Consider the following 16275-nt stretch of genomic DNA (forward strand, 5'->3'; position numbering starts at 1 on the left):
ACCCCAGTGTCGCCGAGGGAGCGCTTATGGTCGTCTGCGTCTGCAATGCCATTCGGGAAAGCCAAGTCCGCGAGGTCGCGCGGCAAGGCTGCCGGACCGCCTGTCAGGCGTATAAGGCGCTCGGGTGTCAGGCGAAATGCGGACAATGCAGTGTCGTGGCGCGCGCCATTATCGACCTGGAACGCACCGCCGCCTGATCGACCAACCGGACCATATCGGACTTTTTTTAGCCACCCCCGTTGTTCGGATCGGTGTCGCGCGGCTACACAAGCTCCATCGGACAATGGAGCTATGACGATGAAGGGCGACCCAAAGGTCATCGAATTCCTCAACGAGGCGCTCAAGAACGAGCTGACCGCGATCAATCAATATTGGCTGCACTATCGACTGCTCGACCATTGGGGCGTCTACAAGCTTGCCCAATATGAGCGGATGGAATCGATCGACGAGATGAAGCATGCCGACTGGCTGTCGGAGCGTATCCTGTTCCTCGATGGCCTGCCCAACTTCCAGCTGCTCGGACGCCTGCGCATCGGTGAGACGGTCGAGGAAGTGATCCGATCCGATCTGGCGATGGAATTGGAGGCGGTGCAACAGCTTAAGGCGGCGGTCGCCTATTGCGAAGAGGTCAAGGACTTCATCAGCCGCGACCTGTTCGCGCGCATCCTGGCCAGCGAGGAAGAGCATGTCGACACGCTCGAGCGGCAGTTCGAGATGATCGAACGGATGGGGCTGCACAATTACGTCCAGCTCAATTCGATCAGCGAACACGATGCGCCGAAAACGGGCGCCGCGCCCTATCTGAACGCCTGAGGGCGAACGGATCGTTCAACGACCCCGGGGCTATGCCCCGGGGCATGTCCGGCTGTGAGTCATGCCGACGACTTGATGAAGGCCAAGGCGCGACGACCCCGGCGGTTCACGATAATTTGCGTCCGAAGCCGCCGGTGCCGAGCGGCTTGCGCGCGACGAGGGGATTGGCCTCACGCTCGAGCAATTGCAGCGTCTCGAAGAACAGCGGGCGCAGGCGCACGACATGCTCCAGCGCCTCTTCGCACGTGTCGTGACGCTCGACGCAATCGCGGGCGATCTCCTCGATCGTCTCCGCCAGCATGCCGAGCGGTTCAGCGCCGAACTGGCGCGATTCGCCCTTCAGCGTATGGGCCGGGATCACCATCGCCGCGGCATTGTTGCCGCGCATCGCCTGTTCGATCGCCGCGACCGACTTGACGCCGTCCTCGCGGAAATAGCCGAGGATGCGCACGAAACCGGCGCCCAGCTCGCTACGGGCCTGTGCGAATGCCGCCCAATCCACCAACGTGCTGCCTTCGAACGACACTTCGAACCTCCCCGGTCTGCGCCCAGCGCCTCGCAACTCAATCCGGCGAGCTGTAGGCCGCGAGGTGTAAACATGCCGTTGCCAACGGGCCCGATCCGGCAAGTCTTTGTCGATATCCGCTCAACACTCTAGACGCGGACCGAAGATCAATCCTTGCGGTCAAACGGGTTCTTGGGCGCGCGGAACGTCAGACGCACCGGCACCGCGCCGAACCCCAGATCCTTGCGCATCGAATTGACCAGATAGCGTTCGTAGCTCGCCGGCAATTGGTCGACACGGGTACCGAAGATCACGAAGCTGGGCGGCCGCGTCTTGACCTGGGTGACGTAGCGCATCTTGATCCGCTTGCCGCCCGGTGCCGGCGGCGGATTGGCGTCGACTGCGCGCTCGAACCAGCGGTTCAGCTCGCCGGTCGGGACGCGGCGCGACCAGGCCTCGCGCGTCTCGAATGCCGCCTGGATCATCACGTCGAGCCCCTTGCCCGTCGCCGCCGAGACGGTGAGCAGGGTCACGCCCTTGACCTGCGACAGACCGTCCTCCAACGCCTTCTTGACGCCGTTGAACAGCGACGAGGCATTTTCCGCCACGTCCCATTTGTTGAGCGCGATGATGAGGGCGCGCCCCTCCTCCAGCACGCGGTCGGCGATGCGCAGATCCTGCGCCTCCAGACCGAGCGTTGCGTCGAGCAGCAGCACCACCACTTCGGCGAAATCGACCGCCCTCAAGGCGTCGGCGACCGACAATTTCTCGAGCTTGTCCTGCACCTTGGCCCGCTTGCGCATGCCGGCTGTGTCGATCAGCCGCACCGCACGCGGATGGCCGTCACGGTCATGCCAGGTCCAGTCGATCGCGATCGAATCGCGGGTGATCCCCGCCTCCGGCCCGGTGATCAGTCGCTCCTCGCCGAGGATGCGATTGACCAGGGTCGACTTACCGGCATTGGGGCGGCCGACGATCGCCAGCTTCAACGGCGCCGACGGATTGTCCTCGTCCTCCTCCTCGTCCTCGGCCTCCTTGCCCTCGAGGTGCGGCAAAATGCCTTCGAACAGATCGCCGATCCCCTCGCCATGTTCGGCGGAGAGCTGGACCGGGTCACCGAAGCCGAGCGCCAGCGACTCGAGCACGCCCTGTTCGCCCGCGCGCCCCTCCGCCTTGTTGGCGACCAGCACCACCGGCGTCGTCGATCCCCGCAGCCAGCGGGCGATCTCCTCGTCGAGCGGCACGATCCCGGCGCGCGCATCGACCAGGAACAGCGCGACGTCGGCCTCGGCGACCGCCGCCTCGGTCTGGCGGCGCATCCGGCCAGGCAGCGTCTGCGGGTCCTCGTCCTCGTAACCGGCGGTGTCGATGACGCGGAAGTCGAGCCCGATCAGATGCGCCTCGCCCTCGCGCCGGTCGCGCGTCACGCCCGGCTGGTCATCGACCAGCGCCAGCTTCTTGCCGACCAGGCGGTTGAACAGCGTCGATTTGCCGACATTGGGACGGCCGACGATCGCGACAGTGGGAAGACGGGACATGCAGGGCCTTTAGGGCAAGACGGACGGCAGGTCACGCGGGCGCGACCGCTCCATAACGCGTCACCCCGGCACGGGCCGGAGCCTCCCGTTCGGGAAGCCTCGGGCCGTGCCGGGGTGAAGCCGAATTGGCGGGGGGCGAGCCGCCCCTAGCCCTCATTTGTAGGCGGTGATGCGGCCGCGTTCGTTCAGCGTATAGAGCGTGCCCTTGGCGATGATCGGCGGCAGGGCATAGGGCACCTTGCCCTCGATCTTGCCGGTGATGCTGCCGTCGGACGGATTGGCGAACACCACTTCGCCCAGCGCATTGGTCATCACCAGCTTGTTGCCGGCCAGCACCGGGCCGAACCAAGTCACCTGCGCGCCCTTGTTCTTCTTGGCGTTCTTGAAGCGCTGCAGCTGGACGATCCAGCGCGCCTTGCCGTTCGAGCGCGCCAGGCAGATGAGGCGCGCGTCGTCGGTCACCGCGAACAGCCATTCGCCCGCCACCCAGGGGTTGGCGACTCCCGCGAAATTCTGCTCCCACAGCCGCTGGCCGGTGGCGAGGTCGAGCGCGACCATGCGGCCGCCCTGGCCCAGCGCGTAGACGCGGCCGTTGTCGATCACCGGATTGGCGTCGACGTCGGACAGGCTCGACACCGAGGTGGTGATCGAGGTGCGCGACAGCGCGTCCCCCCACAGCACGCGGCCGTTCTCGTAGCGATAGGCGTTGAGCTCGCCACTGGAGAAGCCGGCGACGATCGTGCCCTGGCTCGATGCCGGCGCCGCGACGCCGAACACGCCCTGGCTTTCCAGCGTACCCGACTGCGCCCACTGCACCTTGCCGTCGGCGGCGTTCAGCGCGAAGATCTGATTGTCCTGGCTCAGCACGTAGACCGAACCATTGGCGATCGTCGGCGCGCCGCGCAGCGGGCCGCCCGGCTTGGCGCGCCAGATCTCCTTGCCGTCCGCGGCGTTTAGCGCGACGACGTCGCCCAGGCCGTCGGTGGCGTAGACGCGGCCCTCGTCATAGCTGACGCCGCCGCCGAAGCGGGCCGCGCGGTTGACCTTGCCCTCGGTCAGGCTGGTCGACCACAGGCTGGCGCCGGTCGTCGCGTCGAAGGCGTGGACGGTGGCGGCGACGTCGTCGACGAACAGCTTGTTGTCGGCGACCACCGGCGCGGCGCCGAGCCGCTCGCGGTTCGAGCCGCCGTCGATCGAGGCCTGCCAGACCCGGCTGGGACTGTCGGCGAGGACCAGCTGCCCCATCGACTTGGCGGCATTGCCGCCGGGCTGCGCCCAGGCGTCGTTCGCCACCGGCGCCGGCAGCAGCACCTGAATGTCGGCGATGGTGCGATCCGCCTCGATGCCGTTCTCCGACGACAGGATCGGCACGCGCTCGCCGACGGTCGGCGTCTTCTTCGCTCCGCCGCCCTTGAAGATGCCGCAGGCGGAAAGCGCCATCAGCGCGGCCAGCGCGACGGACGCCCGATACTTGGATGTCATTTCGCTTGTGCTTCCTTAACGGTGGCGGGCTTCACCACGCGAACATTGGCGGTATCGGCGGCGGCCGACGCATCGTTGCCCAATACGCTGGCCATCTGAACCGCACGTTGACGCAGCGATTCGGGCACGTCCTCGCCCTTGGCGATCTGGCTGAACAGGGTCGCCGCCAGATCGCGACGGCCGCTGTTGATATAGGCGATCGCGACCATCTCGCCGGCGCTGCCGAACCACGGATTGCCGGCGACGGCGAGCGGCCGAAGCCGCTCGATCACCACCTGCGGCTTCAGCGTGTCGAATTCGGCGCTGGTCTGACGGACCAGGGCCAGATCGCGGAACGGCTGCGCCACGCCATTGTCGTTGGCGACCTCCGCGAACTTGGCAGCGGCGCCCTTCAGGTCGTTCTTCTGAAGAAGGATATCGCCCTGGGTGAATTTGGCGAGGGCGCGATAGCCGTCGTGGCTCGACCCGGCGAGCTCCTTCAGCACCGGGTCGGCCTTCGCCGGCTGGTCCGCCGCCAGCGAATCGAACGCCGTCTGCAGCTTCTCGCCCTCGACCCCCGCCGCCACCGACCGACGATGCTGCCAGTAGAGGACGCCGCCGAACAGCGCGAGCGCCAGCACAATTGCGCCGATCAGCCAGCGACCGTAGCGTTCCCAGAAGGAGAGCAATTGATCGCGACGAACCTCGTCGTCGACTTCGCGCAGGAACGCTTCATTGGTATTCGGGGTCAGCGCCAAGACGGGCTCCGGTCAGAACGGGGGCATGAAAGCGCGGACTTGTAGCCGCGCCGGGCACGAAACGAAAGACGGACGCGCGTCATCCTACTCCTTGGCGACGTATACCTGTTCCGCGCCCGGAAAGGTCCGCGCACGCACCTCGCCCGCATAGGCTTCGGCTGCGGCGGAAATACGGCCGGCGATATCGTCGTAGCGCTTCACGAATTTGGCAGTGCGCTCGAACATGCCGAGCATGTCCTCGGCGACCAGCACCTGGCCGTCGCAGCGGGCCGACGCGCCGATGCCGATCGTCGGGCAGCCGACCGCCTCAGTCAGCGCGATCGCGATCGGCTCCATCACACCTTCGATCACCAGGGCGAAGGCACCGGCCTCGGCGATCGCCCGGCCGTCGGCGATGATCTTCGCGGCTTCCGCCTCGCTGCGACCGCGCGCGCCATAGCCGCCCAGCGCATTGACCGCTTGCGGCGTCAGCCCGACATGGCCGCACACCGGTATGCCGCGTTCCGACAGGAAGCGCACCGTCGGCGCCATCGCCTCGCCGCCCTCCAGCTTGACCGCGGCGGCGCCCGTCTCCTTGAGCAGCCGCGCCGCGCTGGCAAAGGCCTGTTCGGGCGACGCCTCATAGCTGCCGAACGGCATGTCGATCACGACCAGTGCATGATAGCTGCCGCGCACCACCGCCGCGCCGTGCGCCGCCATCATCTCCAGCGTCACCGGCACCGTCGACGGCAGGCCGTAGATCACCTGGCCCAGGCTGTCGCCGACCAGCAGCATGTCGCAATGCGGATCGAGCAGCTGCGCGGTGCGCGCGGTATAGGCGGTCAGCATCACCAGCGGGCCGCCACGGTCGGGGTCGCCGCCCTTGCGCCGGCGGATCGCGGGGACGGTCAGCCGCTTGAGCGGCACCGGCGTCGGCGTCGCGCGGCTGGTCGCGGTATCGAGCGTGTAGGTCGTGGACATGGCTGCGGCTTGTAGGCGCGGGCGCTCAGCCGATCCACCCCCGCCCACGTGCATGGCGGGACAACCCCAGGCTCGCCGCCGCGATGCCGGCGATCAGCAGCGGGAACGGCACCACCGTCGCGGCGCCGCGGTGGGCGATGATGTCGGTCGTCGCGAACAGCCAGCCGAACTGGATCGCCACCGCGACCAGCGAGACGGCAAACAGCGGGATCGCCAGCACCGATCGGGCGAGCAGCGCCAACGCGCCGAGCAGCGCGGTACCGACCGCGACTGCATAGACCGCATTGTACCAGATCGGCAGCGCGGCGTAGAGCGCGCGCTGGTAATCGTCCGCCGGCCCCATCGCCTCCGCGCCGAGCCGGAATTGCTGGACGCAGGCGACGCAGCCGACCATGCCCCAGGCGAGCAGCAGCCAGGCGACGATCCGGAACCAGCGCGGCGCTCGCGTGACGATCATCTTCCCTCCCCTGTTTCGATCGGGAATGGTGCGCCGTCTGCCAATGATATGCAACGGCATCTGCCGTTCGCGGGATCAGCCGAACAGCGCGGCGTAGCGGTCCGGTTTGAACCCTGCGACGAGCGTATCGCCGTGCTCGAGCATCGGCCGCTTGATCATCGACGGCTGCGCGACCATCAGCGCCACCGCCTTGTCCGCGTCGATGCCGGCCTTGTTGGCGTCCGACAGCTTACGGAACGTCGTCCCCGCGCGGTTGAGCACCGCCTCCCATCCCAGCCGCTCCACCCAGCCGCGAACGCGTTCCGGCGTCACGCCCACCGCCTTGTAGTCATGGAAGGTATAATCGATGCCCTGCGCTTCGAGCCACGCCCGCGCCTTCTTCATCGTGTCACAATGCTTGATGCCGTAGATCGTCGTCATCCGCGCCTCCTTGGCCGCCGCGCTAGCATCACGGGGCGGGGCCCGCATCCGCGTTGTGCACCCGATGCCCTCCCCGTTTTCCCGTCATCCCGGTCTTCTTCTGTCATCTCCGGCGCAGGCGGGGATCCAGACGCGCAGACCGCGCTTGAACCGCGACGTCGAAGGTTCTGGATCCCCGCCTCCGCGGGGATGACGAAGGAATGGATCCATGCCCTCGCGGGAATGACGATGGAAGGGATGCCTCACAATGCTCCTATCCCAACCACACCGGACCCGCGCCGCGCGCGGCGAGTTGATCGCCCCGCCCCCTCGCCCTACCACCGGATCCCGATGACCGACCTCGCCAGCCACTTCGCCTCGATCCACCGTCACGGCATGGTGCGCGTCGCCGCCGCGACCCCGCGCGCCAGCGTTGGCGACGTTGCCGCCAATCTCGACGCGGCAGTCGCGCTGGCGGAGCAGGCGGACGCGCGTGGTGTCGATCTCGTCGTCTATCCGGAGCTCAACCTCACCTCCTACGCGCTCGACGACCTGCATCTGCAGACGGCGCAGCAGCGCGCCAGCGCCGCCGCGGTCGTCGCCTTCGCCGAACGAACCGCGCATCTAAAACCGCTCTGCCTGATCGGCGCGGCGCTGGTCCGCGCCGGCCGCCTGTACAATTGCGCCGTGGCGGTGTCGCACGGCCGCATCCTTGGCGTCGTGCCCAAGACCTTCCTGCCGAACTACCGCGAATATTACGAGAAGCGCTGGTTCGCGAGCGGCGCGGCGCTGACCGGCCTGACCATCCGTCTCGGCGATGTCGAGGTGCCGTTCGGCATCGACCTGTTGTTCGAGGCGGACGATCTGCCCGGCTTCGTCGTCCATGCCGAGATCTGCGAGGATTATTGGGCGCCGACGCCGCCCTCCACGGCGGGGGCGCTGGCCGGCGCGCTGCTGTGCTGCAATCTGTCGGCGTCCAACATCGTCATCGGCAAGGCGCGCGAACGGATGCTGCTCGCCGCGGCGCAGTCGGCGCGCCTCGCCGCCGCCTACGTCTATTCGGCGGCCGGCCCCGGCGAGAGCACCACCGACGTCGCCTGGGACGGCCAGGGCCTGATCTTCGAACTCGGCGAGCTGATCGCGCAATCCGATCGCTTCGCGCGCGAGCCGGGGATCACCGTCGCCGACATCGATCTCGAGCGGCTGGCGCAGGAGCGGCTGCGCACCGGCACCTTCAATGATTCGGCGGCCTTCACCGGCCATCCCGAGACGCGCTTCCGGCGGATCGCTTTCGACCATCACCCCGCCGGCGTCGATGTCGGCCTGGAACGCGATATCCGTCGCTTCCCCTTCGTCCCCAACGATCCCGCCCGCCGCGACGAGGATTGCTACGAAGCCTTCAACATCCAGGTCGAGGCGCTCGCCAAACGCCTCGACGCCGCACGGGCACGGACGCTGGTGATCGGCGTGTCGGGCGGGCTCGATTCAACCCACGCGCTGATCGTCGCCGCCAAGGCAATGGATCGGCTCGGCCGGCCGCGCACCGATATCCTGGGCTTCACCATGCCCGGCTTCGCCACCGGCGACGCCACCAAGGGCCAGGCCTGGGCTCTGATGCGCACGCTCGGCATCGCCGCGGAGGAGATCGACATCCGCCCCGCCGCGACGCGGATGCTGACCGACATGGGCCACCCCTTCGGCCGCGGCGAGCCCGTCTATGACGTGACGTTCGAGAATGTGCAGGCGGGGCTGCGCACCGACTATCTGTTCCGGCTGGCCAATCAACGCGGCGGGCTGGTGCTCGGCACCGGCGACCTCAGCGAGCTGGCGCTCGGCTGGTGCACCTATGGCGTCGGCGATCAGATGAGCCATTATGCGGTCAATGCCGGCGTGCCCAAGACGCTGATCCAGTTCCTGATCCGCTGGTGCATCCGCACCGGCCAATATGACGGGGCGACCAACCAAGTGCTGGCGGCGATCCTGGCGCAGGAGATTTCGCCCGAACTCGTTCCCGCCGATGCGGAGACGGGCGCGCTGCAATCCACCGAATCGATGATCGGCCCCTATGCGCTCAACGACTTCTTCGCCCATTATGTGATCCGCCACGGCTTGGCCCCGTCGAAGATCGCCTTCCTTGCCTGGCACGCCTGGCGCGACGTCGACCACGGCGCGTGGCCGGAGGATTATCCCGCCGATGCGCGCACCGCCTATGATCTGGCGACGATCAAGCACTGGCTGGAACGGTTCCTGGTGCGCTTCTTCCAGACCAGCCAATTCAAGCGCTCGGCCTTGCCCAACGGACCCAAGGTGTCGGCTGGCGGCGCGGTCAGCCCGCGCGGCGACTGGCGCGCCCCGTCCGACGGCACGGCGGCGATCTGGGTCGAGGAATTGCGCACCAACGTGCCGTGACGCGATGGCGATCGAAGCGGCCGGATCGGCGACGGATCGGGTAGCGAAGCTGCCGTAGGTTCTTGCGCTTATACGATTGTGAGCGCAAGGTGACAGTCCGATGACAACCCCGCTCCGGGATGGCTCGCGCGATCGCCGGATCGAGGACCCATCCAACCTCTATCTGATCCACCCGGCGGCGCACGCCTTGCTGCGCCATGCCCTCGCGCGGCGGATCTCGGCGAACAGCGTGTCGATCGCCGGGCTGGTCTGTGGCGGCGTCGCCGCGGCGGCCTTTTCGCAATATCGCTATCCTGCCGCGGCGCTCATCGGCCTGGTCTTCGCCATCGCCTGGCTGATCGCCGACGGGCTCGACGGCATGATCGCGCGCGCGACCAAGACGGCCAGCGCGCTCGGCCGGATGCTCGACGGCCTGTGCGATCACGGCGTCTTCGCCCTGATCTATCTGTCGCTCGCCTTCTCCGTCGGCACCTGGAGCGGCTGGCTGCTCGCGACCGTCGCGGGCGTCGCGCATGCCGTCCAGTCGAGCCTGTACGAGGGCGAGCGGGCGCGCTTCCATCGCCGCGTCCGCGGCGAGCCGCTCGCCGCGCCGCCGGTGCCGACCGGCCCCTTCCTTGTCCGCCTCTATGATTCGGTGGCGACTGCCGTCGATCGCGCGGCCATGCCGTTCGAACGCCGCTTCGCCGCCGCGCCCGACCGCGCCGCCTTTGCCGCCGCTTATGCCGCTCGTGCGGTGCCGGTAATGCGGCTGCAATCGCTGCTCACCGCCAATGTCCGCGTCTGGGCGATCGTCATCGCCTGTCTGGTCGCCAGCCCGACGCTGTTCTGGTGGTTTGAAATCCTGCCGCTGAGCGCCGTCTGCGTCTTCGGCCTGTATCGCCACCGCCTCGTGGAACGCAGTTTCGTCCACGGCGCGGCATCGCAACCGTCCTTCCTTTCCAGTGAACAGGGCCATTCATGACTGCCATCAACATCGCCATCATCGGTATCGGCAATTGCGCCAGCTCGCTGGTGCAGGGCCTCGACTATTACCGCGAGGGCACCAACGACACGATCGGACTGATGCATTGGGAAGTCGCCGGCTATAAGCCGAGCGACATCAAAGTCGTCGCCGCCTGGGACGTCGACTCGCGCAAGGTCGGCAAGGACGTGGCGGAGGCGATCTTCGCCAAGCCGAACTGCACCGCCATCTTCGCCCCCAACGTATCGGCGACCGGCACGATCGTGCGGATGGGTGCGGTGCTCGACGGCGTCGCCGACCATATGGGCGACTATAAGGACGAGCGCACCTTCATCGTCGCCAACGACACTCAGCCGTCGAAGGCGGACGTGGTCGCCGAACTGAAGCGCTCGGGCGCCGACGTGCTGATGAACTACCTGCCGGTCGGTAGCCAGGAAGCCACTGAATTCTATGCAGAATGTGCGCTCGAAGCGGGCGTCGCCTTTGTCAACAACATCCCGGTGTTCATCGCCAGCAACCCGGAATGGGCGGCGAAGTTCGAAGAGGCCGGCGTGCCGATCATCGGCGACGACATCAAGGCGCAGCTCGGCGCGACCATCGTCCACCGCGTGCTGACCGACCTGTTCGCCAAGCGCGGCGTCAAGCTCGACCGCACCTACCAGCTCAACACCGGCGGCAACACCGACTTCCTCAACATGTCGAACCACCGCCGCCTCGCTTCCAAGAAGGTGTCGAAGACCGAAGCGGTGCAGTCGGTCGCAGCGGAGCGGCTGGAGGACGACAACGTCCACATCGGCCCGTCGGACTATGTGCCGTGGCAGAACGACAACAAGGTCTGCTTCCTGCGCATGGAAGGCCAATTGTTCGGCGGCGTGCCGATGAACCTGGAGCTGCGCCTGTCGGTCGAGGATTCGCCGAACAGCGCCGGCGTCGCGATCGACATGATCCGCTGCGCGAAGATCGCGAAGGATCGCGGCCTCAAGGGCGTGATCGATCCGGCCAGCGCCTATTTCTGCAAGCACCCGCGCACGCAGATGACCGACGACATCGCGCATGCCGAGGTCGAGGCGTTCATCAAGGCCGCCTGATGCTGACCACGGGCCTGCTGCTCGCCGCCGGCGCCGGCAGCCGGCTCCGCGGCGTCGCACCCTACAAGCCGCTCTGCGCGGTTGCCGGGCGGGCGCTGATCGACCACGCGCTGGAGGGCATGGCCGCGGCCGGGCTGACCCGCGCGGTGGTGTCGCTCGGCTATGGCGCCGACGCGATCGCTGCGCATCTGGTCGGGCGCCACTGGCCGCTGGCGGTTGCGGTGGTGATGACCGACTGGCAGCAGCCCAACGGCGTCTCCGCGCTCGCCGCGCGCGACTGGGTTGGCCAGGAGGGTGCGGTGCTGGCGATGTGCGACCATCTCGTCCAGCCCGCCCACTACCGTCGGCTTGCCGAAGCGGGCCCCGGCACGGGCCTGACGCTCGGCATCGACCGACGGCTGGGCCATCCCTGGGTCGATCCGCTCGACGTCACCTGCGTCGCGACGGCGGACGACCGGATCGTCGCGATCGGCAAGGGGCTCGCCCCGCACGATTGCTACGACACCGGCGTGTTCGCGGTCGGCCCACGCTTCTTCGATGCACTGGCCACGCTGGAAAGCCCCTCGCTGACCGAGGGCGTCCGCCGCCTTGCTGCCGAGGGCCGGGCCCGGATCGTCGATTGCAGCGATCTGTCGTGGATCGATGTCGACGACGCCCCCGCCTTCGCGCATGCCGAGGATTGGGTGGTCCGGCAGGCGGCGTAAGGCGCCACCCTCGCCCCTTCCCCTGCCTGCCCGGCCTTCGCCGGTGAAGCAAAAGGGGCGAAGGATGGGACAGCCGCTATTGCGCCTCGCGCTGCCGGGTGATCGCGCCCCACACCGGCGCCGCCACCGTCGACAGCCGCTCGTCCGGCGTGCCCGTCAGATCGAAGAACGTCACCCGGTTCGCACCCGCCCGCAGCCATGGCGCGGGCACGTAGAGGGTGTGTACCGGCCCGATCGACCAGAAACGACCGAGATTGTGCTCGCCCAGCCACAGCTGGCCCTTGTGCAGCCCGCGCGCATCCAGATAGGTGTCGGCCGGCCGGTCGACCGTCAGATCCGCCTCATAGAAGCACGGGCCGCTGCACGGCGCCGCCGTCATCGCCAATTGCGACAGATCGTCCATCGGCAGCCGGTACATGCTCCAGTCCTTGAGCGGCTGCCCGTCGAGCGTCACCGCCCCGGTCAGCCCGGCCTGCTCGGTACGGATCGCGTGCGAATAGTTCACCCGGCCGGTGTTCTCGACCAATATGTCGAGCGTCGCCGCCTTGGCCGTCCGCGGCAGCGTTACCGTCTCCTGATCGAGCCGCCGATCAAGCGTGCCGACCAGCTGCCGGTCGACATAGACCTGCGCATAGCTGTGCATGCCCTTCAGCGTCAGCGTGCCGCCCTGCCCCGCGGCGAGCGGTACGCGGTACAGGACGTAGCCGTAATTCTGGCCCAGTTCCTCGAAGGTCATCGGCTGCGCGGCGCGCACCGGCTGGGGCAGGTTGTTCCAGAGCGACGCGCTGCGGCGGATTGTCGAGACCGGGAAGGTCCTGGCGACGTTCGGCGCCGGCGTCGGCGCGGCGGGCGTTCCCGTCACCGCGGCGATTGCCTTGGCCAGCAGGGCATATTTGTAGCGCGGATTGCCCGCCTCATCGATCGGCGCGTCGTAATCGTAGCTGTTGGTGTCGGGATGATAGTCCTTGCCGGTGTGCGAATCCGCGCCGTTCATCCAGCCGAACGTCGTCCCGCCGTGCAGCATGTAGAGCGACACGGAATAACCGCGCTTGAGCATGAAGCCCAATTCCTCGGCCTCTTTCTGCCCGTCGGTCTCGTGATGGTCCTCGCCCCATTTGTCGAACCAGCCGGCCCAATATTCGCCGACCATCCGCACCCCATCAGGGCGATAGGCCTCCAGCTTGGCGACCGCATTGGCGGCACCGCCCGAGCCGAAATTGACCACCGATGGCAGATTGGGCAGCGATCCCTTGGCGAGGTCGCCCGCCTGGTTCGACGTGAACAGCACGCCATCGGCCAGGCCGGCGCGCCGATAGGTCGCCTCCAGCCCGCGCAGATAGGCCTGGTCGCTGCCGAAGGCGCCATATTCGTTCTCGAGCTGCACCGCGATGATCGGTCCGCCGTTTTTGAGCAGCAGCGGCTGCACCTCCTGCCCCAACCGCTTGATCCAGCGGTCGGCTGCGGCGGTGTATTGCGGATCGGTCGAGCGCAGGACGAGCTTGCGATCCTTCAGCAGCCACGCCGGATAGCCGCCCAGCTCCCATTCCGCGCAGACATAGGGCCCGGGGCGCAGGATGACGTCCAGCCCCTCCTCCTGCGCGGCGCGGATGAAGCCGACGATGTCATTCTGGCCGCTGAAATCGTAGACGCCCGGCTTCGGCTCGTGCGCGTTCCAGAAGGCATAGGTGGTGATGGTGTTGATCCCCATCGCCTTCGCCTTGCGCAGCCGATCGTGCCAATATTCGCGCGGGATGCGGACATAGTGCATCTCGCCCGAGATGATCTGGTACGGCTTGCCGTCCTTCAGGAACTTGCCGCCGCCGGTGGTGAAAGTATGCGTGGCGGGCGCCGCCCCGGCCGTGATCGGCCAGGCCGCCGCCGCCGCCGCCAGCCCGCACGCCACGATCGATCCGATGGTCCGCATGACACCCTCCCACAACGCCGTGCCGTTCACCGGCGCTCGCCGCCTGTGTATCGCCGGATCGGGAACATGCAATGATTTGTCCGACAAGCGCCAGTGTGTTCGATGCGGTTACATCTTCATCGCCCTGCGCAGAAAGGCATCGCTGTCCGCCAGCAACTTTGCACGGGCGCTGGCGTCGTCGAGCTGATGGTCGAGCTTGGGGAACACCACCAGCGTGCTGTCCTTGCCAGCCCGACGCAGCGCACCGTCCATCGTTCGCGATTGGTCGACGCCGACGTTGATGTCCTGGTCGCCGTGAAACAGCAGCACCGGCACCTTGAAGCGATCGGCGTGGCGCGCCGGAGAGCCGGCCGCGATCGCCGGTCCCGACCCGACCTGCATCGCTACCAGCCGCTCGTTGGAGAAACCGATCGCCTCGCGCTTGGTCATCGCGAGATCGGTGACCGGCGCGATCGCGATCGCGGCCTTGAACAGGTCCGGGTCGACGACGTTCGCCTGTAGCGCCGCATAGCCGCCATAGGACCAGCCGACGATCGCCAGCTTGCCCGGATCGGCGATCCCCTCGTGCACCAGCCAGCGGGCCGCGTCGTCGACGTCGCCGATCGCCGTCTGCCACGAACGGAAGCCGTTATTGGCGTAGAAGGCGTCGCCATAGCCGCTCGAACCCCGGAAGTTCGGCTGCAATACGGCATAGCCGGCCTGAGCGAAATATTGGACCAGCCAATCGAAGCCCCATTCGTCGCGATAACTCGGGCCGCCGTGCGGCATGACGATCGTCGGCAGCCCCTTGGTCTTGCCCCCCGGCGGCAGCGTCAGATAGGCCGGGATCTGGGTGCCGTCCGCCGCCGCATAGGTGACCGCCTTCATCGTGCTGAGCGGCAGGCCGTCGAGCTCCGGCCGCGCCTGGGTGATCGCATCGAGGTGCCGCGTCGCCTTGGTATAAAGGTAATAAACGCCGGGATCGACGTCACTGCTCGCGAAGATGAGCAGCTTGCCCTCGTCGGCACTGGCCCCGACGAAGCGGATCAGCGGGGTTTTCGGCAACGCCTTGGCGAGCGACGCGGCGAGCTTGCGATATTCGGAATCGAAATAATCGACCTGCCGCCGGTCGGTGACATAGGTCGCGCCGATGATGCGGCCGCGCCGGCCGATCGGCACCACTCCGGTGACGTCGACCGCAGCGTTGCTGGAGACCAGTTCCTCCTTCATCGATCCGTCGAGGGCGACGCGATACAGCGCCTTGCGCCCGTTCAGCCCGCGGCTGGCGTAGGCAACGTCGGCGGTGCCGTCGACTGCGATCGGCTCCAGCACGTCGTTATCCGGTGTCGAATGACTGAATGGTCGCCACTCGCGATTGCCGGTTAGGCGATAGCTGTAGACCGTATCGCCGGTCATCAGTCCATCGCCATTACGGGAGGCACTCACCTTTATCCGGATGTTGCCAAGTCCGTCCCCTAAATAGTCGACCGCTGTCGGTGACGGCTGCTCGACAGTCTGGCTGCGACCGGTTTGCGCGTCGACTAAATCAACGCCCAATCCGTCGGCGTGCTTCGACAGCAGCGTGCCAGTCGCAGTCTCAGGCACGAAGTCGTGCGTCATCAGTATCGAGCCATCGCCGCTGCGCCAGTCGACGACCTGGCCATCAAACTGGCTTACCCGCAATGCATCCATGCCGGGCCGGCGGCCAAGATAACGAACATTGCCGCCGTCCATGTCGAAGCCGATCGTCCGGGTGAAGGCGATTTTCAATCCATCCAGACCGGTGATACCGCGATAGCGACAAACCAGCCGCTGCGACGAAGCCCAGCCGCACGATTGCAGTTGTAAGGGGCCATCGGTGGATCCGTTAATCCGCCGCGATTGGCCGTTCGCCGTGTCGAGGATCGTGATGGTGTCGCGAGCAGTGGCCGCCCCGACGATGGCGATGTGCCCGCCGTCGGGCGACAGGCTGATGTCGCGCACACTCTCCCGCGCGCCGAACCGCGCCGACAGATCCGTCGGTCCTGCCGCGTCCCCGGCCGGCCGGGCGCTCGCCGGCGCCACCGCCAGCACCGCCGTCGCGATCGCCGCCGACGCGCAGCCTGTCCATATCCCCCGCATCATTCCCCCCTGTCGGAACCCCGCCGGCCACCATAAGGGTCGGGCATCGTACCGCAAGGTCCGGTCGGTTCCCGAGCATGGCGCTCCCGCTTGCCCCCGCCGCCGCTTTCCGATATGCGCCCGCGCTTCCAAGCACCAGCTCTGGAATCCAAGCGGGAGGGCGTCGGGGGTAACCCCTGCCCGTCACGACCGCTCGAC

At 67.3% G+C, this 16275-nt stretch carries 15 protein-coding genes; 6 read left to right on the forward strand and 9 right to left on the reverse strand.

From position 1 onward, the window contains the following. Nucleotides 1–26 precede the first annotated feature (26 nt). Both D9601_RS19775 and bfr read left to right on the forward strand, forming a co-directional pair. A complete protein-coding gene (locus tag D9601_RS19775; protein WP_232473869.1) occupies nt 27–197 on the forward strand; it encodes a (2Fe-2S)-binding protein in 171 nt (56 codons plus the stop codon). A gap of 100 nt (nt 198–297) precedes the next feature. Continuing rightward, entirely contained in the window at nt 298–813 is a 516-nt protein-coding gene (bfr, locus tag D9601_RS07855) for a bacterioferritin (protein ID WP_198353258.1), read from the forward strand. 106 nt (nt 814–919) lie between these two features. Here the strand turns inward: bfr and D9601_RS07860 are convergent, their stop codons facing one another. From D9601_RS07860 to D9601_RS07890, 7 genes are all read right to left on the reverse strand, one after another. Further along, nucleotides 920–1339, reverse strand: coding sequence for an Hpt domain-containing protein (locus D9601_RS07860; protein ID WP_198353259.1), 420 nt, complete (start codon nt 1337–1339; stop codon nt 920–922). A gap of 146 nt (nt 1340–1485) precedes the next feature. Continuing rightward, nucleotides 1486–2856, reverse strand: coding sequence for a ribosome biogenesis GTPase Der (gene der, locus D9601_RS07865; RefSeq protein WP_198353260.1), 1371 nt, complete (start codon nt 2854–2856; stop codon nt 1486–1488). Between the two features lie 153 nt (nt 2857–3009). Further along, entirely contained in the window at nt 3010–4338 is a 1329-nt protein-coding gene (locus D9601_RS07870; RefSeq protein ID WP_198353261.1) for an outer membrane protein assembly factor BamB family protein, read from the reverse strand. Further along, nucleotides 4335–5075 carry a tetratricopeptide repeat protein gene (locus tag D9601_RS07875; RefSeq protein ID WP_198353262.1) on the reverse strand — a complete coding sequence of 247 codons (741 nt, stop codon included), beginning with the start codon at nt 5073–5075 and terminating at the stop codon, nt 4335–4337. The genes D9601_RS07870 and D9601_RS07875 overlap by 4 nt, the downstream gene beginning before the upstream one ends. An 84-nt stretch (nt 5076–5159) precedes the next feature. Next, a complete protein-coding gene (gene panB, locus D9601_RS07880) occupies nt 5160–6035 on the reverse strand; it encodes a 3-methyl-2-oxobutanoate hydroxymethyltransferase (RefSeq protein ID WP_198353263.1) in 876 nt (291 codons plus the stop codon). A gap of 25 nt (nt 6036–6060) precedes the next feature. Then, the gene (locus D9601_RS07885; RefSeq protein ID WP_198353264.1) at nt 6061–6492 is read right to left on the reverse strand and encodes a hypothetical protein; all 432 of its coding nucleotides are present in this window, start codon (nt 6490–6492) and stop codon (nt 6061–6063) included. 75 nt (nt 6493–6567) lie between these two features. After that, nucleotides 6568–6912, reverse strand: a complete 345-nt coding sequence (locus tag D9601_RS07890) for an ArsC family reductase (protein WP_198353265.1) — start codon at nt 6910–6912, stop codon at nt 6568–6570. 330 nt (nt 6913–7242) lie between these two features. Here D9601_RS07890 and D9601_RS07895 point away from each other — a divergent pair, with 330 nt between their 5' ends. From D9601_RS07895 to D9601_RS07910, 4 genes are all read left to right on the forward strand, one after another. Next, on the forward strand, nt 7243–9300 hold the full coding sequence (locus tag D9601_RS07895) for an NAD(+) synthase (protein WP_198353266.1): 2058 nt from the start codon (nt 7243–7245) through the stop codon (nt 9298–9300). Nucleotides 9301–9400: 100 nt separating this feature from the next. Further along, nucleotides 9401–10261: a CDP-alcohol phosphatidyltransferase family protein gene (locus tag D9601_RS07900; RefSeq protein ID WP_198353267.1), complete on the forward strand. Its 861-nt coding sequence runs from the start codon at nt 9401–9403 to the stop codon at nt 10259–10261. Further along, nucleotides 10258–11349 (forward strand): inositol-3-phosphate synthase, encoded by a 1092-nt coding sequence (locus D9601_RS07905; protein ID WP_198353268.1) that lies wholly within the window; start codon nt 10258–10260, stop codon nt 11347–11349. The genes D9601_RS07900 and D9601_RS07905 overlap by 4 nt, the downstream gene beginning before the upstream one ends. Then, entirely contained in the window at nt 11349–12053 is a 705-nt protein-coding gene (locus tag D9601_RS07910; protein WP_198353269.1) for a phosphocholine cytidylyltransferase family protein, read from the forward strand. Before D9601_RS07905 ends, D9601_RS07910 begins: the two co-directional genes overlap by 1 nt. A gap of 76 nt (nt 12054–12129) precedes the next feature. Here D9601_RS07910 and D9601_RS07915 read toward each other — a convergent pair whose 3' ends face one another. Together D9601_RS07915 and D9601_RS07920 are read right to left on the reverse strand one after the other, a co-directional pair. Next, nucleotides 12130–13977 carry a glycoside hydrolase family 35 protein gene (locus D9601_RS07915; protein ID WP_198353270.1) on the reverse strand — a complete coding sequence of 616 codons (1848 nt, stop codon included), beginning with the start codon at nt 13975–13977 and terminating at the stop codon, nt 12130–12132. A 108-nt stretch (nt 13978–14085) separates the two neighbouring features. Then, nucleotides 14086–16080: an alpha/beta hydrolase family protein gene (locus D9601_RS07920; RefSeq protein WP_232473870.1), complete on the reverse strand. Its 1995-nt coding sequence runs from the start codon at nt 16078–16080 to the stop codon at nt 14086–14088. Nucleotides 16081–16275 lie beyond the last annotated feature (195 nt).

The organism is Sphingomonas sp. MA1305 (assembly GCF_016107325.1).
GTDB lineage: Bacteria > Pseudomonadota > Alphaproteobacteria > Sphingomonadales > Sphingomonadaceae > Sphingomonas.